The sequence below is a fragment of the Thermococcus waiotapuensis genome, assembly GCF_055384795.1.
On record NZ_AP042429.1, the window covers coordinates 1,084,443 to 1,105,446 of the forward strand.

A 21,004-nucleotide genomic window follows, 5' to 3' on the forward strand; every position below is an offset into this window, starting at 1 on the left:
TTTAAGTTTCAAAAGATGGCGAGATCCGCCTGATACCCCGGAAAGGGGCGTCAGGTCGAGAGTGCGGGAGAACAAAAAAGTTTTAGCATCAACCTGCAATTCTATCTGGGGTGAGAGAATGGGACTCGTAATGTGGCTCAGAACGGGCCTTCTGATGGCCATACTCACGGGCCTTCTGATGGGGATAGGCTACCTCTTCGGCGGGCCAAACGTGGCGTTTATGATGTTCCTCTTCGCCATGTTCTTCAACTTCCTGACCTACTGGTACAGTGACAGGATCGTGCTGAGATGGTACAACGCGAGGGTCGTTGATGAGTACGAGGCGCCGGAGCTCTACGCCATCGTTAGAAAACTCACCGAGAGGGCAGGGCTTCCGATGCCCAAGGTGGCAATAATTCCAACTGATACGCCAAACGCCTTCGCCACTGGAAGGAACCCGAAGCACGCGGTAGTCGCTGTAACCACCGGGCTACTGAGGATTCTCAACAGGGACGAGCTTGAAGGTGTCATAGGCCACGAACTTACCCACATCAAGAACAGGGACATACTGATAGGCACTGTAGCAGCGGCGATGGCCGGCGCGATAATGCAGCTCGCCTACTGGGCGAGATGGATAGCGATATTTGGTGGCTTCAGCAGGGACAGGGACAACAGGGATGGGGAGGTCATAGCGGCGATACTCGTGGCGATTTTGGCTCCAATAGCGGCAATGCTCATTCAGGCGGCAATAAGCCGCTCAAGGGAGTTTTTGGCGGACGAAGGAGGGGCAAAGATAAGCGGCAAGCCACAAGCCCTTGCCAGCGCGCTGATGAAGATAGAGGAAGTCGTCCGCTACAAGCCAATGAAAAACGGCAATCCCGCAACCGCCCACATGTTCATAGTGAACCCCTTCAGGGGAATGAGCATAGTGAACCTCTTTTCAACCCATCCGCCCACCGAGGCAAGGATTGAGAGGCTCAGGAAGATAGCAGAGGAAATGGGAATTTACTTCTGACACCTTTTCTGCTTTTGTCCTCAGAGGAAAACGCCCCTCGTCATCGCACCGTCAACAACAACCGTCGAGCCGAGCATGTATTCGGCTTCATCACTCAGAAGGAACGCTATCAGAGAGCCCAGCTCTTCCCACCTTCCGGTCCTGTAAAGGGGTGTTCTGCTCAGCACTTCCCTTTCCCAGACCTCCTCGAAGGGTTCCCCCCTGCCCTCTGCCAGCGCTCTCAGGTTCTCCCTTGCGCCCGGGGTGTCAAAGCTCCCGAGAAGTACCGAATAGGCCCTTATCCCATACTTCCCGTAGGCTCTCGAAACGCTCTTCGCCAGCTGAACGAGGCCAGCCCGCGAGGTGTCCGCTAAAACCAGCGGGGGCATCGGCTCTTTTATTGAAACCGAGTTTAAGTAGATTAATCTCCCCTTCGTTCTCTTCTCAAGCCACCTCCTGACGAGGAGGGTCGTGAGGTATCCCGGAGCAACGGTGTGGAGCAGGGAAGCCTCGAGCCAGTCATTATAGCCGGCATCGTGGAGGTGGCACGGCTCGCAGGAAACGTTCGGCGCGTTCCAGACGAGGGCGTCAATCCCACCCAGAAGATCCCACGCCTCTTTGACGAGGTTTTCTAAGTCTTCTCTCCCTTTAAGGTCCGCCTTCACTGCATAAACTTCCCCCAGAAGGGAGAGCTCTTCCCCGGCCCTCCGGAGGTTTTCCTCGCCGGAGGAACTTATGACAACCCTCGCGTTCCTCTTCAAAAGCTCTTTTGCAACGTTGAAGCCAATCCCCCTGGAGGAAGCCGTTACGAGGATTCCCATTCCTTCCAAGTCTATCCCGCTCATGGGTTCCAATCATCGAACAGGCTAATAACTTTTGTCCCGCTGACGAATTAGGCTTCCCGAATTTGGATAATCCACGTCATTTTGCCAAAAACTTCGGGAAAAGAAACTTAAAGTGTAAAACCTTTGGTTTTAGACGGATTTCTCGAAAAATCTGGGGGTGATGGAGTGAAGTTTTTCATTTGCGGGGAGAAAGCCGGACCAAAGCCCTTCAGAATAGCCGTCATCGGTGCAGGCCCGGCAGGGTTAACGGCCGCTGGCTACCTTGCTTGCAAGGGCTACGAGGTCCATGTCTACGAGAAGATGCCCGAAGGCGGCGGAATGGTGGCCTTTGCCATTCCGGAAGTCAGAATTCCAATAAACGCGGTTAGAGAAGGCGTAAAAGACCTTGAGAGACTCGGAGTGCAATTCCACTTCAGGACGAAAGTTGTCTACGACTCCCCCAGGGAGCTCGGCGACGAGTGGGCGGAGCACTTCGTTTCCCTTGAGAGGCTCCTGAGCGAGTTTGATGCGCTCCTCATAGCCACTGGCGCATGGAAGCCGAGGGAGCTCAAGGTTCCCGGAGCTGAACTGCCCGGCGTTTACGACGCCTTAACACTCCTCCACCAGGTAAAGATGGCCAGGATAGGCTACTACTCCTGGGAGAGGGTTCCTGACTTCAAGGGGAAGCACGTCGTGGTAATCGGCGCCGGCTATACCGCCGTTGACGTGGCCCTCGAGGCGAGGCTCCTTGGAGCTGAGAAGGTCACGATGGCATACCGCCGCTCCCTTGAGCACAGCTACGCGAAGACCGAGATAGGGAAGCTGATCAGTGAGGGGGTGGAATTTGTTGAGTACGCGGCTCCAGTCAGAATAATCGGGGAGAAAAGGGCCCGAGGAGTTGAGTTCGCGAAGACAAAACTAGTCGGGGGAAACGTTCTAACAACTGACGAGCGTTTCATCATAGACGCTGATATTGTTGCCTACGCCATAGGCCAACTACCGACGAGCCCGATAAGGGAAGTCCTCTGCGCCAGTGAGGAAATACTGAAAGATGCGGGCATATTCTTTGCAGGCGACGTTGTTACTCCAAGGAACATCGGCACTGCTATGATGGAAGGAAGGGCAAAAGCGAAGGAAATCGAGGAGTGGCTCTTCAACAAAGCCCCAAGAAAGGTCTTCCCCGTTCCGGTGACGGCTAGGCTGATAAGCCAGGTTGTAAACGGCGAGTGCTGACTAACCGGATGGATGAACCTCCCTCCTGATAAACACTATCAGGTACACCAGTGCCCATATCCCTGCCAGGAAAATGCAGATATCATTCGCCAGAGTTGGGTTAGTTAGCATCATGCCAGACTGAACAACCGACCTACCGTAAACCGGGGCCAGTATGTACGTGAGGTATCCTGCGAAACCCTGGACAGGATTTCCAAGGCTCACCTGGTTCTGAACCAGAACCAGAGATGAAAAAGGAAGCATGAACAGTATCCCCATTGAAAGTACGTAAGCCTTACTACCGCCCCCTACTGCCGTTGAGAGGAGCACGAGTGTTCCGTAGAAAAGGGAAGAAGCTAAGATCGGGAGAATAAACGGGTCCGAGTCGCGAACACTGGCCATAAGCATGACAAGTGTTGAAAAAGGTAGAATTGAAACTAATAAGGCTAGGAGCCTTCCCACAGCCACAGAGGACCACTCACGAAACATGACGAGTTCAAACGTTAGAACCCGATCCTCCGTGAAGAAGGGGACGGACACCAAGAACAGGTAAACTGGAACAACTATAAACTGGGTCGTCTCAACGAACGCCAGATCACCGCGGTATTGAGTAATTGAGAAATATTCCGAAAGCAGTAGGATGGCTGAGATGGCCCAGTAAGTGGCGTTATAAAAGATTTCCCTTAGATACATTTTAATCGCGTATTTTAGCATAGAGCAAACGCACCCCCGCTTTTTTATAACCTCTAATCGCTCCTCTCCGCATTAGAGATTCCAAAAGTCCAAGATCACAGTCACACACGAGGACGTTTCCAAAGTCGGCCACAACGTTTGGTATATCAACTTTCTCGGTAGAGGCCACAAACACCTCATATGCTCCTTCGAGCTCAGGAATCTTTCCATACCAGCGGACTTCTCCTTTCTCAAGCACTATAACCGATTCAGTTAGGAGCTCAACGTCCTCCGGAACATGTGATGTGAGTATGTAACTGTCAAAGCGCTCTTTCAAGACCTTTACGACTCTGCGGTAAGCATGTATATCGAGGTGTACAAACGGCTCATCGAGAACTGGGATTCTACCAGGGTCAGAGAGGGCGTTGAAAATCCACAAGAGCTGTTCCTGCCCCGAGGAAAGCTCATAGACCCTTTTATCATAAAAGCTTTGTACACCGAGATCCTGGGCCAATGACACAACTTCTTTGCTTTCCCCAGTAATCTCCCCTACCAGGCTCACGAGATCCCTCACCTTCATCCTGTAGGGTAGACGGCCTTTTTCAAAGGATGGTGCGAAGGCCTTAAGGATTTCGCCTCGTTCTCTGTACGGGACGACCCCATTCAATGTCACCTTTCCACTCTCAGGCTTTAGAAACCCCATAAAAATAGAAAGAAGGGTGGTCTTTCCACTTCCATTTTGCCCCACTATTCCAATCCGCTTTTCTTTAACTCTAAAGGACACATCCTTTAATGCCATGGTTTTTCCATTGTAACTAAAACTCAGCTTTTCTGCTTCAAGTGTGATCATCTCACACCCCTCGGGATGCCACTATTAACATTAAAATTCCTATGATGATAAAGCCCACGTTCAGGGGAAAATACAGGCCCACGCCGTATCTAACCCATCCTGTCCAATCCTGGGGAGGAACAGTGTTCCCCCAGCCGAGGAAAACAGATACTATAGATACCGAACCAGTGTAGGACCCTGGCATGATGGGTTCTATTATCGAAGAGGCGTTTAAGGGGTTCAAGTTGAGGGCCACGGGTCTGTTTTTGTAGAAGGTATACATACCCTGAATCGAGGGAGAGGGACACATGAAAACCTCTGGGTAGCCGTAGAACTTATTGGGAAAGGTGTGGATGGAGGCGTTTGCCAGGCAACCTGGCAGTGGCTTTTGTGGCATCAGAAACTGTATTAGCTCATTGCTGGCGTTAACAACCTTATGGCCCTCGTAGGCCTTGACGATCCCTCCGGATGCGCGGAACGGGAATTCAGGTAGGAGCTTTGGGTAGGCACCTGTCTTCTTCCCGGTGAGTTTATAACCTTCGTAGTCGAGCTGGTATTTATCTTCTCCTATGTAGGTTATGTTGGTTATAACTCCAATGTTGAAAGTGCTATTGGTGGTATTTTCGTGGAAAGGCCCCATGAAGAACAGATATTCCAGAGTACTGCCATTCCTGATCGAGTCTTTATATGGAATGTGAATATAACTCCCGAGATAATATGAGGTGACGGGCACAAAATTAATCAGAATCCCAAAAATTATCATGAGCACTGCTATTCTCCTATATGAACTTACTCGCATGGTTATCCCTCCTTGGTGGCAAAAATTAGATAAATTAAAATTTAAATTCTTTGCTATTAAACCTCAATTGATATTGAAAACGCTACTGGTAAGCTTTCTTCTTCGCTGGCGATGTAGTTCACTCCATAGTATATTTGGTACTGATAGTTCTTTCCATCTGCGGTTCTTCCATTGAAAAGAACCCTATTGTACATCACTCCATGGATGTTGTTTCCGAGTATCTGCAGCCCATGGAGGGTGAAATATCCCCAGAATTCTAGCTCATTGGTACTTGGAATAGCTTGGGTATACTCCCAACTTCCATAGTCTCCTAGATGCCCACCTGTAGAAGTCTCAATGTATGTATTACGGTCTAAAAGGAACTGTCCTGTGGAAGATGTTGCGAATGTCCATTTTGAGGTTACCCATGCCATATGCCATCCGAATATATTAGCCCCATATGCAGTAACTTCCGAGTAGTTTCCGGTGGTGTTTGGTATCAATATCAATGCGGATACAGTAGCATTAATTACTCCAAAAAACAAAAGCATTGCCAGTAAAGATGCCTTTCTCATTTGTTCACCTCCATCAAGTTTTCAATAATCACTAATAACAATTAGTAAATATATACTTTTCTTTTTTTTCTTGTCATTATGACAAGTTCGGAAAAGCAGATATATCCAACTTTCGACACTATGACAAAGAAAAAAAGTTATAACGTGACCCTTTCAACTTTCCCCCATGACAAAGCCAAAAGACATCGTGCTCAAGAAAAGCGAAGGGATCGAGGGAACGCCAATAGAGGGGCCGTGGCTGGACGAAGTTTCGAGCCTTGAGGAGGTGCTCGATTATTACGGGAGAATAGGCTTCCAGGCGACTCACCTCGGGAAGGCCATAGAGATCTGGAGGAGAGTTGAGAAAAGGCGCGCCGAAGGGAAGGAAGTCCGCGTATTTCTCGGCTACACCTCCAACATAGTCTCCTCCGGCCTGCGCGAGCTGATCGCGTGGCTCGTGAAGGAAGGCAAGGTTGACGTGATCGTAACTACAGCCGGAGGAATCGAGGAGGACTTCATCAAAGCTCTAAAGCCTTTCATCCTTGGCGACTGGAAGGTGAACGACGCCGAGATGCGCGAAAGGGGCATCAACAGGATAGGCAACATCTTCGTGCCCAATGACCGCTACATCGAATTCGAGAAGTACATGATACCCTTCTTTGAGAGGGTTCTCGAGATGGAAAAGGAGCGCGGAAAGCCGCTCACGGCGAGCGAATTCATCTACGAGCTTGGCCGCTACATGGACGAGAAGCTCGGGAAGGAGAAGGAGCGCTCGATTATATACTGGGCCTACAGGAGGAACGTCCCTATATTCTGCCCGGCCATAACAGACGGCTCGATGGGGGACATGCTCTACTTCTTCAAGGAGGAGAGAGGCGACAGGGAGCTTGTCATAGACATCGCCAACGACATAGTGAAGCTCAACAACCTCGCGGTTACCGCCAAAGAGACCGCGTCGATAATCCTCGGCGGTTCCCTCCCAAAGCACGCGATAATCAACGCCAACCTCTTCAGGGGCGGGACTGACTACGCGATTTATATAACCACCGCCGTCCCCTGGGATGGCTCGCTGAGCGGTGCCCCTCCAAGCGAAGGCGTTAGCTGGGGCAAGATAAGAGCAAAAGCCGACTACGTGGAGATATGGGCGGACGCAACACTGGTGTTCCCGCTGCTGGTGTGGAAGGTGATGAAAGGCTGATTTTACTTTTCCGCCTGTTTGTCTCCCAAAAAAGGAGAATAAACGGATTAAACCTTAATCCCGCCCATAACGAGGGCCAGCAAGGCTTTCTGGGCGTGGAGCCTGTTTTCGGCCTGGTCAAAGACGACGCTGTTGGGGCTGTCTATGACATCATCGGTGACCTCCTCGCCCCTGTGAGCGGGGAGGCAGTGCATGAATATGTAGTCTGGCTTGGCATGCTTGACGAGTTCCCTGTTGACCTGGAAGGGCTTGAATATCTTTCTTCTCTCCTCTGCCTCAGCTTCCTGACCCATGCTCGCCCAGACGTCGGTGTAGATGACGTCGGCGTCTTTAACAGCCTTAACTGGGTCGTGGAGGAGCTCGAAGCTTCCGCCGCTCTCGGCCGCGTTCTGCTCAGCCCACTTAATGACCTTTTCGTCCGGCTCATAGCCTTCGGGAGTGGCGACGACGACGTTGGCACCAAGCTTTGTGCCAGCCACCATGAGGGAGTGTGCCACGTTGTTTCCGTCGCCGACGTAGACGACTTTAAGGCCCGCAACCCTGCCCTTCTTTTCAATTATGGTCTGGTAATCAGCGAGGGCCTGGCACGGGTGGGAGAAGTCGCTGAGACCGTTTATGACCGGAACGCTCGCGTACTTGGCGAGGTCTTCCACGTCCTTGTGGGCGTAGACCCTCGCCATTATCCCATCAACGTACCTGCTGAGAACCCTAGCCGTGTCAGCTATCGTCTCACCGCGCCTGAGCTGAAGGTCCTGGGCGTTTAAGTATAAAGCATAACCGCCGAGCTGATACATGCCGACCTCGAAGGAAATCCTGGTTCTGGTTGAGGGCTTCTGGAATATCATTGCGAGCGTTTTGCCCTCGAGAAGGCGGTGGGGCTTTCCGATCTTGTTCCATATCTTCATCATCTCGGCCGTCTTGAGAATAGTCTCAATTTCTTCCCTGGTGAAGTCCTGGAGGCAGAGAACATCCCTTCCTGCGAGGCTAACCACCATGTGCATCACCGTCCAAAGTTGGGGGCGGATTTAATAACCCTTTCGTCGGAGTAATTGGGCTCGTTTTGAAATTCTTTGGCTCCCAAATGCCACAAGTTTTCCAAACGTAATGTTATCAACGGCCCAACCTGTGTCTGCGTGCCTTTGGCATACCCCCAAGGGGAACCCTTTTAAGGTCAATATGATAGTGGGTGTGCTGCTCATGAAGCAGAGCTACGACCTGATAGCTGAAGAGACCGGCGTTGGAATGTTCCACACAGTTGCCCTCCTGTATATCGTCGGTGCAGTGTTGACGATAGTCCTCATCGGTGCCCTGCTGCTCCTCATTGCCGCGATCCTGGAGGTCATTGCGTTCTTCTCCCTCCCGGACTCGGTTCCAGAAAAGGCGTCTACCACGCCCGCTGAGGAGGAGCTCGCCTTCTGATTTTTGTTGCCCCTTTGATTTTTGCTTTTTTGAACCCCCAAAAATCTAATAAACTCCAGACGTTTCCCTTTTTGGTGGCTTGGCATGGAGAATAAAATCCGCGTGACCCTCGTCAATTATACGAAGAAACCGCTTGAGACTGTCACGTGGGCGGCGCTGATAAGCTACTGGGAGGGCTGGGAGGGAGAGGCTTTCGAGCGGATGACCCTGAACGATGTTGAGATGCACCTTCCCAAGGTTCTCGGCTACGGCCATGAGTCCGTTCTGGAGCATGCGACGCTTACCTTTGCGATTGAGGGCTGTTCTCGTGCGTGTACCCACCAGCTCGTGAGGCATAGGCTTGCCAGTTATACCCAGCAGTCACAGCGTTATATTAAATTAGACCTAACTGATGTGGAAGAGACCTTTGTAATCCCCGAGAGCGTCAGGGAAAAGCCAGAGCTCTACCAAAGGTGGAAGGATTTCATGAAAAACGCCATCGAGCTCTATGAGGAAACCTGTAGGGCTGGAATCCACCAGGAGGACGCGCGCTTTATTTTGCCTCAGGCGATCAGGACGAAGATAGTCGTGACGATGAACCTCAGGGAGCTAAAACACTTCCTTGGTTTAAGGGCCTGTGAGAGGGCCCAGTGGGAGATAAGGGAAGTTGCCTGGAAGATGCTGGAAGAGATGGCGAAGGTCGATGAGCTGAAGCCGATCATAAAGTGGGCAAAGCTGGGGCCGCGCTGTATTCAGCTCGGCTATTGCCCGGAGAGGGAGTTAATGCCGCAGGGGTGTTGGAAGAGGACGAGGGAGAAGTGGAAGAACGTAGCAGAGGGGTGAATTCATTTTCATAAATTTTTGGGACAAGGTAGGCAAGAAATAGAAAGGCGGATTCAGCCCCGTGGTCTACGCCAGCATAGCCTCGGTCTTCTCCGGGGGAGTCTTCGGCGACCATTGCTCCCCGATAAGCGACACCACAATCATGAGCTCCATCTTCAGCGGTTGTGACCACCTGGATCACGTTAACACCCAGCTACCTTACGCCCTCACCGCTGGCTTTGTAAGCGCCGTGATGCTCCTCCTCTTCGCCGCGGGACTTCAGAACGGCTGGGCGCTCCTCGCCATAGCGGTGCCACTCTTGGTAGTGCTCCACCGCCTCCTCAGTGAATGGTATGGAGCGAGGGTTGGCATCCCGGGGTGCAGAGTGCCAGTCTACGTGGTCGGGAGCGCTTATGAGGAGAACACTCAGGGAAGAAAGTGAATGAGGGGCCCCTCACCTCTGGGCGACCTTGTTGCCCTTTTTTCAGTTTTAAACCCAAAGTTTAAGAAAAGCTTTTTTTGAGCCCCTTTTTCTTGTCTGAAATTGGTGGGCAGGCATGAAAACGAAGAGCTGGGAAGTTGAAGTTTCCGCTGACTGGGAAACACTCAAGGCAATCCTTGACGATCCTAAAAAGACTCTGCCCTTCTTTCCGTACTTCGAGAGCATAGAAGGAGACGTCATTCGCTTTAAAGTCCCGGTTTATCTTCAACTTCGGCTACGAGTTCAAAGTGGCCGTTGGGTTCAAAGAAAATAGCGCAGTTTACACCTTTACTGGAGAAAGGGGCATTCTGACCATAACCTTCGAGGTTAGCGGTGGAAAACTCCGCGTTACGGCCAGCTGGGCAGGCTTTGGAGAATCTCTCATGGGAAAGCCCCTGGAGAACTTTGCCATGGGAATAGCGGAAGCAATAAAGGAGTTCTGCTCCTCGATGAAGTGTCCCGCCACAGAAATCAATAGCGAGGGAGGTTGGGTTGAGCACATTACCCCTGAGACGGTACCAGCACTTATAAAGAGGCTTGCAGTGGAGCTGGGAACGGACTTTGTTGTGGAGGGAACGGCTGAAGACGGCACATATCTATCCGCTGAAATCAGAGGTGGGAACTTAACGCACCTTACCGTCAAAGTTGAGACCTCGGAATCCGTCATCCATATGGACGTACCGGTGGTCAAACTCGACAGCGAGCCCTTTGAGGGCCTGCCTTTGGGTAAAAAATTCAAGATACAGGCAAAGAAGCTCTGAACTGTCCACGGTGGAGTCGTCCTTTGTCATTTGTTCAAATTTTTTTGAAATTCATTGCCGTATTTGGCACACGTTCAAAGTTTTTGGCGGAAGATTGATAAACCTGTTCTCAAACTTGATACTGTGATAAGCTATGGTGGAGATACTCGATGCAGAACTCCTGGTAAACTTGACAAACTTCGAGCTGATGTATACAATGGTAAAGAAAAATCTGGAGAAGGGCTCATAGGTAAGGCTCGGTGTAGAGGGGCCTGAGGAAGAGTTCAAAGCCCGCAACTGGCATTTCTAAGCCCCAGTTTTCCAGCACCGCTGGATGTATCTCCCCGATGACCCCTATCGCTTTCCCCCCAACGATTATTTTCCCAGCCCTTCCAGGGATGAAGCTCGGATGTTCAACCTCCTCCAGCTCGTAGGAGAAGCCCAGGTGGTGCATGACCGAGTCCAGTACCTCCTTTGCCTCCGTGAAGGTGACGCGCGGATGCGCCAGGGCAACCGCCAATTTGCTCTCGCTTACGGTCTTCGTTTCCCTGCTCTCATCTATCAGCGTCGCCTTGCCCACTTCAAAGACCCTCTGCGGGTACTCCTCGTGGGTGTTCTGGCTCAGGAAGTCGAGCAGGCTCGGAAGCAACCAGTTCCTCAGGGCCGACCACTTGGGGCTTATGGGGTTCTCTATCTCGACGAGCTCGGCCGGTGGATGGCTGAAGTAATCGTTGCCGTAGGCCAGGTTCATTTTCTCATACTGTGCCTCCCTGTTCGTGAGGTTGAAGGTCATCACCTCCTGCAAACCAAAGCCGACCATGAGTTCCCTCACGGCATCTTCGAACTCGATGAACTTGTCCCCCCTACCCTGGACGGCAAGCTTCGGCTCCTCCGGCTCGATCTCGTTGTAGCCGTAGGCTATGAGCACATCCTCCAGGACGTCTCTGGCGTGCATTATGTCGTTGCGGAATGCCGGGTAGAGGAGCTTTGCCTTTCCATCTTCGAGCTCAACCGCGTACATCATCCTCTCGAGGAGGCCTTTGATTTCCTCATCACCCAGCTCGATGCCGGCCAACTTTCTTATGTAATCCAGCTCGACCTCGAAGGGCTTTGGCGTTAGGTCCGGCGTCTCAATCTCGAAGTCCGGGTAAACAACTTTCACGCTCCTGATTTTTCCACTGCGCTCGGCCAAAGCGGTGACGACAACGTTGAGGGCCAGCATAATCCTCCTCAGATCCCAACCGGTTACGTCAACGAAGACGTTCCTGGTTTTGGTCGTTACTCTTCCAGTTACCTCGGAGTTTATGATGGGGGGCATGGAGAGAACTTTGCCCTCCGAATCAACGAGGAGCGGGTAATAGGGCTTGTCCTTTATCAGGCGCCCGTATTCTTTTCCTTTCTCGTGCTTTTCGAGGATTTCCTCAAGCGTTAGCTCCTCCGTGAAGCCGAGGGGGACGAACTTTTCCGTTTTATCGGCGGCTCGGTAGTAGATGGGCGGTTTAACCCTGTCGAAGTCAAAGACGCCTATCGCTACCTCCCCCCTTCTCCTGCCGAAGGTCAGGGCTATCTTTTCCTGGAGGTTTATCATCTGCTTGAGAGCCTCTTCATCGAGGTGGAGGCCCTCAACTATGGCGTAGACACCGTAGGGGCGGATGTCCTTCAGCTTCCCGTCAACGTAAACGGTAACGCCGCTCCTCTCAACTTTGTACTTCGGCAGGCCCCTCTCAATCCCGAGCGCCCACTTAACCTGCCTCGCTATCCCCTCGGCGCTCCAGAGGTCGGGTCTGTTGGTGTCCTTGGAGTCGGCTTTGAAGTAGATTTCACCGTTCTCCTCCCAGAAGCCATCGAGCTCACACTTGGCGTAGAGGAAGAGGCTTTCCCATTCCTCGACGGTGAAGCTCTTTCCGACGAGCCTCTCAAGGTCGGACTTCGAGACTTCAAACTTGGGCATGAGTACCACCTCAACAGTTTTTCAAGCCTGACTCTCGACTTTCCCCTCAGCTTTTATCCTCTCGATAAACTTCATAAACTCGGGCAGTAAGATTTCCCTGGCACGCCATATCTCAAAGCCCACAACGCTTCCTTCCTCATCGAGGTCTATCACAACGTCTCTCCTCATGTCTGCATCCACCGGCTTTTTGTCTGAGAGCTTGACGTAGAGGATATCAACGTCGGGATCGTATCTAACCAGAATCTCGTCACTCATAACTCAATCCACCTCCCCTGAGGAGAGTTTTGTCTCGACTATTTTATCGATTTTGCTCGTGCGATACGCTGTGGTTTCGTCCCCGCTTTTTTCATAGACGACCACGAGGGAATGCCAGTTTTTCTCCCCGATTGCGACGTATCTCCCCATGGCCACATCGAAGAACCTTCTCTCGGGACGCTCTACTGTCCTGTCCACTTCTTCGGGAGAAATTGAATAAAGGGCCATCCTTTCAAGGGCATGATCGGTGAAGTGCATCAAATCACCACACGAGCCTCGCTTCCCTGAGCCACTTCAAATCGTAGCTGAAGAGGTAGCGGATGTCGTCTATCCCAAGCTTGAACATGGCTAACCTGTCTATCCCTATTCCCCACGCTATAACCGGCACATCTATTCCCAGGGCCCTGGTCATCTCTTCCCTGAACACCCCAGCCCCGCCGAACTCGACCCAGCCGAGTTCTGGGTGGTAGGCGCTCATCTGGACGCTCGGCTCGGTGAACGGGTAGTAATCGGGCAGGAACCTGACCTTCTCCACCCCAGCTATCTCCACCGCGAAGCGCTTGAGGATTCCCAGGAGGTGCCTGAAGTTGAGGTTTTCACCAACGACGAAGCCGTCCACCTGGTTGAACTCTATGAGGTGTGTCCTGTCTAAAACATCGGGCCTGAAAACGCGCTGTATCGTGAAATACTTGCCCGGTATTTCAACGCCTTTGGCCAACTGCCTCCCGCTGAGGGCTGTTCCGTGGGCCCTCGGCATCAGAAGCATCGCCCTCTCGGGGCTCCAGGTATAGCCCCAGCCGCGCGAGCCTGCCAAGCCCCTCTCGTGTGCTTCTTTAACTCTCTCGACGAGCTCCTTCCCGGGCAAATAACCGCTCGTCGGGTACTTTAGCTGGTAGGTGTCAGTCCAATCGCGGGCCGGGTGATTTTGCGGCTGGAAGAGCGCGTCGAAGTTCCAGAACTGAGTCTCCACGAGGCTCTCGACGGTCATCTCGATGAAGCCCATCTCGATGAGCCTCCTCCTTATCTTGTCGAGGAAAGCGCGGTAAGGCTGTTTTTTGCCCGGATAGAGCCTCCTCACGGGGGCCTTGATGTCAAAGCGCCTGAATTCCACCTCGCGCCACTTCCCGGACTTTATGAGCTCGGGGGTGAGAATGGACACCTGCTCCCTCAGCTCGAGTCCTTTCTTCAGGAGCTCCTCGCCAGCGGGGGTTATCTCGACGGTTCTCTCAGTAACCGTATCCTCCTCGGCTATCTTCCTCCTCTTGAGCTCATTTACTGAAACGAGCTTCTGAATCTCGCTCAGGGGGACGGTTTTCTTCTCTGCTAAAAGTTTCAGGGCCCTGTCTATTGGCCTCTCCCCGGCGTTAAGGCCTTTCTCGGTAATTTCGAGGATTAGCTTTCCTCCCTCGTTCCTCACGTTCGCCCAGCCCTCGCTCCTGAGGAGGCCGACGATGGGCTTGAGCTCGTCCCCGCTGAGAACCTCCGAAAGGTCGTCGAGGGTGACTTTCCCTTTTTCCCTCAGAACTTTAAGGGCCCTCCACTCGGGCAGGCCGATTTTAGAGTATTCCTCCCCCGTTTCCGTAAGGACTACAATTCTCTCGCTCCTCTCGTGGAGCTTTGCCAGGCCCTTGGCCTGAAGGCCGAGGATGGAACGCATAACCGCTACCTGATCAAGGCCGGTTTTCTCCACCAGCTCCTCAAATTTGGCCTTCCTGAGTTCCCCAAGTTTTATGAGCGTGAGCTTCTCCTGATAGCTAAGCTCCATGGTGGCACCTCCTGGGTGAGTGGGCGGGAGAACTTAAGAGAATTGCGGTGGAGGAGAATGATCAGTAAAGTGAAAGAAACTGCTCTAAGACGTTGGAGATATCCAAACCGGGCACTCTCCGTTGCCCATTACAGACTTCTTTCCTCTCCACGTACTGCTCCCGTCGGTGTAGATGATTTTCTCCCATCCCTCCGCGAGAAGCTCAGATTTAACAACGGTACTGCCGACGTTCCCGCCGGTGGAAACTTTGATCACGAGAGTTCTGTTCTCCAGATTGAGCTCCCTGAAGGAATATCCCTCTGGGAGTTCGATGAGTGCTATTTTGCTCAGGTTGTAGGGGCTTGCCAGGTACCAGACGCTCCTCTCGGAGTTGGAGGTTTTGGAGGGCACGGGCGTTGTTAGAACACCTTCGCACGATGGGCGGAAGGTCTTCCCGTCAACGCTGACTTCGAAGAGGCCAGGACTTAGGTTCTCCGGGATGCATGAGATCGTAAAGTTTGCGTGGTTCACCTTTAGATCGCCGGATCCCTCTGAGTGGAAGTGCAAAACTATTCTATCGTCTTTGATTTCGTAGCCTGTCGCCCTGAGCTCCCCAGGGTAATAGACGTCGAGAAGGACGTAAAGATTTCCCGCGGAACATAGCCTGTGTTTCTCTTGGACGTTGGAGGCTCCTCCATTTATATAAACCATAACTGAAATTAAAATCACAATAATAAAAGTTCCCAACACGATTTTTTTGTCATCCACCATAAGCCACCTCCACGTTTCCTAATTCTTTTAGTATTCCATCAATCTCACTGAAGTATGTTAATGTTGTCCCTGTATCCGGATCGGCACTTATGCCATGAACTATTCCCACGATCCTCGTAGTGGGGACATAATAAGGCTTTACTAAAACAGCAGCTCCACTATCACCAGGTGCAGTTTCCATGCCAGAAACCTCCGAGATGTCAGTTATGAGTATGTTAGTATTTTTAATATGTACTATCATATCAGTTTTTGTTACATATCCACAAGATACTTTTTTACTACCCATTCCGTATTTACACACATAAAGACCTACTACACTCGTAGTGGTTCCTTCAATTTTCCAGCTTTCTACCCCGTACACTTTGGGGGCTATGCTCCTCGATGAAGTCTTGATCAGCATGGCATCACTCTCTCTAACTAAGTATCCATTTTCATCCTTCAGAGGAGGATTTTTAACAACTACTCCAACATTGTTCCATGCCCCAAAACCCCATGGTTGGTATACGGAGTCTCCGGTTTTCCCAAATTCCCCACAGTGTGCTGCAGTTACAAAATAATCCTCATTATTTATTTTTGCAGTAAATCCTAAGGTGCATGTTGATGAAAATCCAGAACCCACTCTGATACCTATGCCTCCAATGAGAGGATCAAAGACATCAGTTGGGGAGCTAGCGGGTTGTATCATCCTTCTTTTCTCCACTCTTATTGCTGACTTTGGAATTCCAATCTTTTCTAACTCCTTTTCAAGAGCTTTTAACTTATCTTGGGTTACATCTGTGAGTTCTATTGTCAATGTGTTGTGAACTTCGTCGGCATCAATACCTAAAATACCAAGTTGCTTGAGGTCAAGTTTCAGAGCCAATTTTTTCCATTTTTCTAAATCTCCCAAGGTATATTTGCCTTTTAGAAATACCACGTTTATTTTTCCCGTGTATTTTTCCATAGCTTTTTTAATGATTTCTTTATCATCGTCCTTTAAAATATATACAAAGATAAGTCCTCTATCTTCATTGATAAACATTCCTCCATATGAAAACGGTTTAGTGTCAAAAAGCCCTTTAACAGACACAGTTTCTGGAAGTTCGTCTGGTTCAACAAGGTTAAGCAATTCCAAGGTGGCTTTATGAAGATTGGAAGACTCATTGAGCAGCCCATTCTCAAAGGCAAATCCCTCAAACTTCTCAGTCTTCTCAGGCTCCTGGCAGTACCACCAAACTTTAGGTTCACTTTTTTGAACCCACTCTCCATTTTTGAAGATCCAGTAGTTTATGGGCTTACACACATCTGGGCTTAAATCTATGGGTTTAGACTTTATGGATAGATTTTTCTCATTGCTGTCTGGAGCATTGGCTGTAGCCACAAGGAGACTAGTCACTACCAAGTATACTATTAAAAAACTCACTAACTTTAGTCTCACTTGCACCACCACTTTATCCGATTTGTCAGCTAATTAACGAATAACGAATTTTATTATATTTAAATTTTTCCATACTTGGCTCATTCAGTAGAATCTTTTACATCCAGATGTAATAAAAATAAGAGAAATCACCCCTTGTGCGGGAAGAAGACGACCTTTCCGGTCTTGCCCGCGCGCATGAGTTCGAAGGCCTCCTCGAACCTGTCGAAGCCCCTGTACTTGTGGGTGATTACCGGGTCGAGGTTGAGCTTTCCGCTCTGGATGAGGCTTGAGACCGTGTACCAGGTCTCCCAGAGGTGTCTTCCGGTAATGCCGTGTACCTCAAGAGCCTTGAAGATTATGAGGTTGTTGAAGTCTACGGTCACCTCCCTCGGGAAGAGGCCGAGCAGGGAAACCCTTCCTCCGGGGGTTGTCGCTTTGAGGCCCTGCTCAAGGGCTTTTGGAGCCCCACTGAACTCGAGGAATACTTCAACACCTGCCCCGTTGGTTATGTCCATCACGGCCTTGACGGGATCCTCCTCGAAGGGGTTGATGACGTAGTCGGCGCCGACCTTTTTCGCCAGCTCCCTCCTGAACTCGCTCGGCTCGCTCACGATGACGGGGTAAGCTCCGGATGCTTTTGCAACTGCTATTCCGAGGAGTCCGAGCGGGCCTGCACCGGTTATGAGCGTGCTCCTTCCCGCTATCGGGCCGGCTAAAACTGTGTCGACGGCGTTTCCAAGCGGCTCCTGGAGGGTGGCGTACTCGGGCGGCATGTTCTTCGGGTTCTTCCAGGCGTTTTTGGCCGGGACTATGGCGTACTCGGCGAAGACGCCGTTCATGTCGACGCCGAATATTTTTGTATTCTGGCAGACGTGGTAGCGGTTGTGCTTGCATGCGTAGCACTTGCCGCAGACGATGTGGGTTTCCACGCTTATGTAGTCGCCCTCCTGGAGGGTGTCAACGCCCGGGCCGACTTCAACGACCTCTCCGGCCACTTCGTGGCCCATGATCTGGGGCGGCTTGATCCTGCTCTGCGCCCATTCGTTCCACTCGTAGATGTGAAGGTCGGTGCCACAGATGCTCGTTGCAAGAACCTTTATGAGAACTTCCCCCGGGCCTGGCTTTGGAACTTCAACCTCGACGAGCTCGGCTCCGTAAGCCGGTTTCGTCTTCATAATTGCCTGCATCTTTTCGGACATGGTTCTCATCACCTACATTGGTGCATAGCTCTGTCGTGGATATAAACTTTTTTACGGGTGAGCTGGGAATGGTCATGTGTCTGAGTTTTACCGAAATTCGAACTTTTTGCCAAAGTTAGGTTCGAAATTCGTCTATTTTTGCTCCTTCCTGTTCGCTGATCTGACATAGAAGTTAAATACCGATACTTCTCCTGCTAAGTGGACATCGCTTAAGGTGGTGTCTGAGTTGGAGAGGAATGAATTCCAAGGCAGGAAGCCCCCGGTCAAGAAGGGGGAGCGCTATAAGGTTCGGATTGAGTCCCTCGGCAAAGGTGGGGATGGCATAGCCAGAATTAAGGGCTTTGTTATATTTGTCCCCAACACCAACGTTGGGGATGAGGTGGAGATCGAGATAAAGAACGTGAAAGAGCGCTTTGCCTTTGCCGAGGTTGTGGGGTGAATTTTTAAGTTGCTGTTCTCTTTTTTCTACCCCTCTTCGGCCATTTTCGCATTGGGTTAGAGGTGAGGGGAAAAAGTTAATAAAAACGAATTTCAAACCTTGAGAGTGGAGGGGAACGGATGGCAGTAATAGTCGTGACCGGAAGAGGCGGGGCAGGAAAGACGACCACAACGGCTAATCTAAGCACCTACTTGGCTCGAAGGGAGTATCGAGTTCTGGCAATTGACGGTGATCTATATCTGCCCAACCTCGGCTTCCATTTTGGGATGGACAACGTTAAGTACACCGTTCATTCCGTTCTTAAGGACCCCAGTCTGGACCCGGAATGGGCCATATACAAGCACAATGAAACAGGCGTTCACGTAATGCCTGGGAGCACCAACCTCAAAGATGTCATTGGAATTTCCCCTCAAAGGCTCAGGGATCTTGTTGAGGAGATAAAGTACAAGTTCGGTGTCGTTTTTGTCGATTCCCCAACGGGCGTCCCCTTTGATACCCTCCCCACCTTTGAGGTTGCCAATTACCAGATAATAGTGGTCGAGATCGAGAGGTCACCGATCTACTCCTTTGAAACCATGGTGGAAAACGAGGTGAACAAACTAAAGGCCCTCGGCGAGGAGTACGGGCTCAAGATAGGTGTGGTACTGAACAAAGTTAGGGAAAGCGCCGACGTTGTCGACAAGATCATCGACGTCATTGAAAACGATGTGGGCGTTCCGGTTTTGGGCTGGGTTCCCTTTGATGAGGCCGTTCCGGAGTCAATTAACGTTGGAATTCCTGTTCTCGCGTACAAGCCGAAAAGTGACGCCGCTTTGGCTTTTGCTGAGGCCGGGGAAGTTCTCGGAAGCTGGATATTCGGCTGATCGGAGGTGTCTTTATGGAGTTTGAGGAGCTGGTTGAGAAAGTTGCAAGCGGTGAAATAAAGCTCCACCAGGTGGAAGAGTACACAAACGGCGACAAGAAGCTCGCCACTGAAATAAGGAGAAAGGCCCTTGAGAAGAAGCTCGGGGTAAAGCTTGACAACATCGGGCACTATTCCCTTGACCCAAACCAGCTCATAGGTAAGAACATCGAGAACATGATAGGCGTCGTTCAAATACCGATGGGCGTTGCGGGGCCGCTTAAGATAAACGGGGAATACGCCAGGGGAGAATTCTACATTCCGCTTGCCACAACTGAAGGAGCGCTCGTCGCGAGTGTGAACCGTGGCTGTTCCGCTTTAACTGAGGCCGGTGGAGTTAAAACGACCATAATTGACGACAAGATGACGCGTGCGCCACTCCTCAAGTGCCCCGACGCCAGGAAGGCCAGGGAAGTAGCCGAGTGGGTTAAGAACAACCTCGACTACCTCCAGGAGAAGGCGGTAAGCAAAATTACCAGGCACGGAAAGCTCCGTGGCGTTAAGCCTTTCATAGTAGGCAACAACCTCTACCTCCGCTTTGAATTCGAGACCGGCGATGCGATGGGCATGAACATGGTGACAATAGCGAGCGAGGAGATAATGAACGTCATCGAGGAGGAGTTCCCGGAGGTTAAGTATTTAGCCCTCTCTGGCAACCTCTGCGTTGATAAGAAGCCCAACGCCCTCAACTTCATCGAGGGCAGGGGCAAGACGGTAATAGCTGAGGCAGTGATTCCAAGGGAGATAGTCGAGAAGAAGCTCAAGACAACGCCGGAGCTCATAGCGGAGGTCAATTACCGGAAGAACCTCATCGGCTCAGCCCAGGCCGGTTCCTACGGCTTCAACGCCCACTTCGGCAACATCGTTGGGGCCATCTTCTTGGCTACGGGCCAGGATGAGGCCCAGGTTACTGAAGGCTCCCACGGTATAACTCTGGCTGAGGTTACCCCCGAGGGGGACTTATACATAAGCGTAACCATGCCGAGCCTCGAGATAGGAACGGTAGGCGGCGGAACGAGGGTTCCAACGCAGAGGGAAGCTCTGAGCATTATGGGTGTCGCGGGGGGAGGGGACCCGCCCGGAAGCAACGCCAGGAAGTTTGCCGAGATAGTTGCGGGTGCAGTCTTAGCTGGGGAACTCTCGCTCCTCGCGGCGATAGCGGCGAAGCACCTTGCTAAGGCCCACAAGGAACTCGGGCGTTAACTCAGTTTTCTCCTGTTTTCTCTTTGTCTCCTCTTGATGATTATCATGAAATCCTTTCTCCCTGGCTTCCCTATCACTTCGACGCCCCTGAAATAAAGCAGGGAGAAAGGATAATCGAGGGTTAGGTAGATGAGCCCTGTGAGGGCCAGCAACACGGCCATTTGAATCCAGAAGCCGGCTTTCTCCGCCAGGGCAGAGAGCAGAAAGCTAAAGACGAAGCTCGCCAGAAAACTCAGCACTGACCTGTGTTTGAACCTCTTTCCGCCCACCTTTCCCCGGTGGATAACCCCCAAAAGTGCCCTCAGACCCTCCTCACTCCTGACCCGGAAGTAGAGCTCGAACTCCGGCTCGATATCATCTGAGAAGAAATCGCCCGGGATGAGGTAGAAGATCCTGGTGAGTCCATCGGTGATCTCCAGGACGGTTACAAACTCGGATTTCTGGTACAGCTTCTCTGCCTCCGACACCAGCGAGTACTCATCCGGATCCTGGAAGTGGGAAAAACCTTTGAGCTTCTGCAGGCAGAGGGGGAGGAGCTCGCATTTCGCCCTGTAATACTTGACGTACTTCGAGTGGAGCAGCCCGCGGTAAGCAGACTTGATCTTCTGGAATCTCACCATCACCGAGAGTATCGCGCCATACTTAAAAAAGTTTTCCCGCC

General features: G+C 51.4%; 24 protein-coding genes. 10 read left to right on the plus strand and 14 right to left on the minus strand.

Annotated features, from left to right (window positions below):
• Nucleotides 1–118: 118 nt before the first annotated feature.
• Nucleotides 119–994, plus strand: a complete 876-nt coding sequence (gene htpX / locus ACZ47M_RS06040; RefSeq protein WP_315343502.1) for a zinc metalloprotease HtpX — start codon at nucleotides 119–121, stop codon at nucleotides 992–994.
• Between the two features lie 20 nt (nucleotides 995–1,014).
• Here htpX and ACZ47M_RS06045 read toward each other — a convergent pair whose 3' ends face one another.
• Nucleotides 1,015–1,794, minus strand: a complete 780-nt coding sequence (locus tag ACZ47M_RS06045; protein ID WP_315343549.1) for an SDR family oxidoreductase — start codon at nucleotides 1,792–1,794, stop codon at nucleotides 1,015–1,017.
• A gap of 189 nt (nucleotides 1,795–1,983) precedes the next feature.
• Here ACZ47M_RS06045 and ACZ47M_RS06050 point away from each other — a divergent pair, with 189 nt between their 5' ends.
• Entirely contained in the window at nucleotides 1,984–3,030 is a 1,047-nt protein-coding gene (locus ACZ47M_RS06050; RefSeq protein ID WP_315343500.1) for an FAD-dependent oxidoreductase, read from the plus strand.
• Here the strand turns inward: ACZ47M_RS06050 and ACZ47M_RS06055 are convergent, their stop codons facing one another.
• The 4 genes from ACZ47M_RS06055 to ACZ47M_RS06070 form a co-directional block, all read right to left on the minus strand.
• On the minus strand, nucleotides 3,031–3,723 hold the full coding sequence (locus ACZ47M_RS06055; protein ID WP_315343499.1) for a hypothetical protein: 693 nt from the start codon (nucleotides 3,721–3,723) through the stop codon (nucleotides 3,031–3,033).
• On the minus strand, nucleotides 3,704–4,531 hold the full coding sequence (locus ACZ47M_RS06060; RefSeq protein WP_315343498.1) for an ABC transporter ATP-binding protein: 828 nt from the start codon (nucleotides 4,529–4,531) through the stop codon (nucleotides 3,704–3,706). The genes ACZ47M_RS06055 and ACZ47M_RS06060 overlap by 20 nt, the downstream gene beginning before the upstream one ends.
• A 1-nt stretch (nucleotide 4,532) precedes the next feature.
• Entirely contained in the window at nucleotides 4,533–5,279 is a 747-nt protein-coding gene (locus tag ACZ47M_RS06065) for a hypothetical protein (protein ID WP_315343496.1), read from the minus strand.
• A gap of 86 nt (nucleotides 5,280–5,365) precedes the next feature.
• Nucleotides 5,366–5,863: a hypothetical protein gene (locus ACZ47M_RS06070; protein ID WP_315343494.1), complete on the minus strand. Its 498-nt coding sequence runs from the start codon at nucleotides 5,861–5,863 to the stop codon at nucleotides 5,366–5,368.
• A 166-nt stretch (nucleotides 5,864–6,029) separates the two neighbouring features.
• On the opposite strand from ACZ47M_RS06070, the gene ACZ47M_RS06075 reads away from it, so the two are divergent.
• Complete coding sequence (locus ACZ47M_RS06075) at nucleotides 6,030–7,040, plus strand: deoxyhypusine synthase (RefSeq protein WP_315343491.1); 1,011 nt, start codon at nucleotides 6,030–6,032, stop codon at nucleotides 7,038–7,040.
• A gap of 47 nt (nucleotides 7,041–7,087) precedes the next feature.
• Here ACZ47M_RS06075 and argF read toward each other — a convergent pair whose 3' ends face one another.
• Entirely contained in the window at nucleotides 7,088–8,035 is a 948-nt protein-coding gene (argF, locus tag ACZ47M_RS06080; protein WP_315343546.1) for an ornithine carbamoyltransferase, read from the minus strand.
• 181 nt (nucleotides 8,036–8,216) lie between these two features.
• On the opposite strand from argF, the gene ACZ47M_RS06085 reads away from it, so the two are divergent.
• From ACZ47M_RS06085 to ACZ47M_RS06100, 4 genes are all read left to right on the plus strand, one after another.
• Nucleotides 8,217–8,459, plus strand: a complete 243-nt coding sequence (locus tag ACZ47M_RS06085; protein WP_315343489.1) for a DUF996 domain-containing protein — start codon at nucleotides 8,217–8,219, stop codon at nucleotides 8,457–8,459.
• A gap of 84 nt (nucleotides 8,460–8,543) precedes the next feature.
• Nucleotides 8,544–9,281, plus strand: coding sequence for an FAD-dependent thymidylate synthase (gene thyX / locus ACZ47M_RS06090; protein WP_315343488.1), 738 nt, complete (start codon nucleotides 8,544–8,546; stop codon nucleotides 9,279–9,281).
• Between the two features lie 61 nt (nucleotides 9,282–9,342).
• Nucleotides 9,343–9,702, plus strand: a complete 360-nt coding sequence (locus ACZ47M_RS06095) for a Na+/H+ antiporter NhaC family protein (protein WP_394356323.1) — start codon at nucleotides 9,343–9,345, stop codon at nucleotides 9,700–9,702.
• 287 nt (nucleotides 9,703–9,989) lie between these two features.
• A complete protein-coding gene (locus ACZ47M_RS06100) occupies nucleotides 9,990–10,502 on the plus strand; it encodes a hypothetical protein (protein WP_315343486.1) in 513 nt (170 codons plus the stop codon).
• Between the two features lie 223 nt (nucleotides 10,503–10,725).
• On the opposite strand, the gene pheT is transcribed toward ACZ47M_RS06100, so the two are convergent.
• The 7 genes from pheT to tdh form a co-directional block, all read right to left on the minus strand.
• Nucleotides 10,726–12,432, minus strand: coding sequence for a phenylalanine--tRNA ligase subunit beta (gene pheT / locus ACZ47M_RS06105; protein ID WP_315343483.1), 1,707 nt, complete (start codon nucleotides 12,430–12,432; stop codon nucleotides 10,726–10,728).
• A 21-nt stretch (nucleotides 12,433–12,453) separates the two neighbouring features.
• Nucleotides 12,454–12,687 carry a DUF2283 domain-containing protein gene (locus ACZ47M_RS06110; protein WP_315343480.1) on the minus strand — a complete coding sequence of 78 codons (234 nt, stop codon included), beginning with the start codon at nucleotides 12,685–12,687 and terminating at the stop codon, nucleotides 12,454–12,456.
• Nucleotides 12,688–12,690: 3 nt separating this feature from the next.
• Complete coding sequence (locus ACZ47M_RS06115; protein WP_315343478.1) at nucleotides 12,691–12,945, minus strand: DUF4258 domain-containing protein; 255 nt, start codon at nucleotides 12,943–12,945, stop codon at nucleotides 12,691–12,693.
• A gap of 4 nt (nucleotides 12,946–12,949) precedes the next feature.
• The gene (gene pheS / locus ACZ47M_RS06120; RefSeq protein WP_315343476.1) at nucleotides 12,950–14,452 is read right to left on the minus strand and encodes a phenylalanine--tRNA ligase subunit alpha; all 1,503 of its coding nucleotides are present in this window, start codon (nucleotides 14,450–14,452) and stop codon (nucleotides 12,950–12,952) included.
• 84 nt (nucleotides 14,453–14,536) lie between these two features.
• On the minus strand, nucleotides 14,537–15,199 hold the full coding sequence (locus tag ACZ47M_RS06125) for a hypothetical protein (protein ID WP_315343474.1): 663 nt from the start codon (nucleotides 15,197–15,199) through the stop codon (nucleotides 14,537–14,539).
• A complete protein-coding gene (locus ACZ47M_RS06130) occupies nucleotides 15,192–16,619 on the minus strand; it encodes a S1 family peptidase (protein WP_315343472.1) in 1,428 nt (475 codons plus the stop codon). Before ACZ47M_RS06130 ends, ACZ47M_RS06125 begins: the two co-directional genes overlap by 8 nt.
• Before the next feature lie 128 nt (nucleotides 16,620–16,747).
• Nucleotides 16,748–17,800, minus strand: coding sequence for an L-threonine 3-dehydrogenase (gene tdh / locus ACZ47M_RS06135; protein WP_315343544.1), 1,053 nt, complete (start codon nucleotides 17,798–17,800; stop codon nucleotides 16,748–16,750).
• A 226-nt stretch (nucleotides 17,801–18,026) separates the two neighbouring features.
• Here tdh and ACZ47M_RS06140 point away from each other — a divergent pair, with 226 nt between their 5' ends.
• The 3 genes from ACZ47M_RS06140 (at nucleotide 18,027) to hmgA (ending at nucleotide 20,343) form a co-directional block, all read left to right on the plus strand.
• Nucleotides 18,027–18,239, plus strand: coding sequence for a TRAM domain-containing protein (locus ACZ47M_RS06140; protein ID WP_315343541.1), 213 nt, complete (start codon nucleotides 18,027–18,029; stop codon nucleotides 18,237–18,239).
• A 119-nt stretch (nucleotides 18,240–18,358) separates the two neighbouring features.
• A complete protein-coding gene (locus tag ACZ47M_RS06145) occupies nucleotides 18,359–19,102 on the plus strand; it encodes a MinD/ParA family ATP-binding protein (protein ID WP_315343469.1) in 744 nt (247 codons plus the stop codon).
• 14 nt (nucleotides 19,103–19,116) lie between these two features.
• Complete coding sequence (gene hmgA, locus ACZ47M_RS06150; protein ID WP_315343467.1) at nucleotides 19,117–20,343, plus strand: hydroxymethylglutaryl-CoA reductase (NADPH); 1,227 nt, start codon at nucleotides 19,117–19,119, stop codon at nucleotides 20,341–20,343.
• Here hmgA and ACZ47M_RS06155 read toward each other — a convergent pair.
• Nucleotides 20,340–20,963 (minus strand): hypothetical protein, encoded by a 624-nt coding sequence (locus tag ACZ47M_RS06155; RefSeq protein ID WP_315343464.1) that lies wholly within the window; start codon nucleotides 20,961–20,963, stop codon nucleotides 20,340–20,342. The genes hmgA and ACZ47M_RS06155 overlap by 4 nt on opposite strands.
• Between the last annotated feature and the right edge of the window lie 41 nt (nucleotides 20,964–21,004).

Bases quoted from the DNA above. Each gene is read 5' to 3' on its own strand.
- ACZ47M_RS06115 (WP_315343478.1), bottom strand. From the start codon at position 12,945: ATGCACTTCACCGATCATGCCCTTGAAAGGATGGCCCTTTATTCAATT.
- hmgA (WP_315343467.1), top strand. From the start codon at position 19,117: ATGGAGTTTGAGGAGCTGGTTGAGAAAGTTGCAAGCGGTGAAATAAAG.
- ACZ47M_RS06045 (WP_315343549.1), bottom strand. From the start codon at position 1,794: ATGGGAATCCTCGTAACGGCTTCCTCCAGGGGGATTGGCTTCAACGTT.
- ACZ47M_RS06155 (WP_315343464.1), bottom strand. From the start codon at position 20,963: ATGGTGAGATTCCAGAAGATCAAGTCTGCTTACCGCGGGCTGCTCCAC.
- htpX (WP_315343502.1), top strand. From the start codon at position 119: ATGGGACTCGTAATGTGGCTCAGAACGGGCCTTCTGATGGCCATACTC.
- ACZ47M_RS06085 (WP_315343489.1), top strand. From the start codon at position 8,217: ATGATAGTGGGTGTGCTGCTCATGAAGCAGAGCTACGACCTGATAGCT.
- ACZ47M_RS06110 (WP_315343480.1), bottom strand. From the start codon at position 12,687: ATGAGTGACGAGATTCTGGTTAGATACGATCCCGACGTTGATATCCTC.
- pheS (WP_315343476.1), bottom strand. From the start codon at position 14,452: ATGGAGCTTAGCTATCAGGAGAAGCTCACGCTCATAAAACTTGGGGAA.
- pheT (WP_315343483.1), bottom strand. From the start codon at position 12,432: ATGCCCAAGTTTGAAGTCTCGAAGTCCGACCTTGAGAGGCTCGTCGGA.
- thyX (WP_315343488.1), top strand. From the start codon at position 8,544: ATGGAGAATAAAATCCGCGTGACCCTCGTCAATTATACGAAGAAACCG.
- ACZ47M_RS06075 (WP_315343491.1), top strand. From the start codon at position 6,030: ATGACAAAGCCAAAAGACATCGTGCTCAAGAAAAGCGAAGGGATCGAG.
- argF (WP_315343546.1), bottom strand. From the start codon at position 8,035: ATGGTGGTTAGCCTCGCAGGAAGGGATGTTCTCTGCCTCCAGGACTTC.
- ACZ47M_RS06060 (WP_315343498.1), bottom strand. From the start codon at position 4,531: ATGATCACACTTGAAGCAGAAAAGCTGAGTTTTAGTTACAATGGAAAA.
- ACZ47M_RS06070 (WP_315343494.1), bottom strand. From the start codon at position 5,863: ATGAGAAAGGCATCTTTACTGGCAATGCTTTTGTTTTTTGGAGTAATT.
- tdh (WP_315343544.1), bottom strand. From the start codon at position 17,800: ATGTCCGAAAAGATGCAGGCAATTATGAAGACGAAACCGGCTTACGGA.
- ACZ47M_RS06145 (WP_315343469.1), top strand. From the start codon at position 18,359: ATGGCAGTAATAGTCGTGACCGGAAGAGGCGGGGCAGGAAAGACGACC.
- ACZ47M_RS06055 (WP_315343499.1), bottom strand. From the start codon at position 3,723: ATGCTAAAATACGCGATTAAAATGTATCTAAGGGAAATCTTTTATAAC.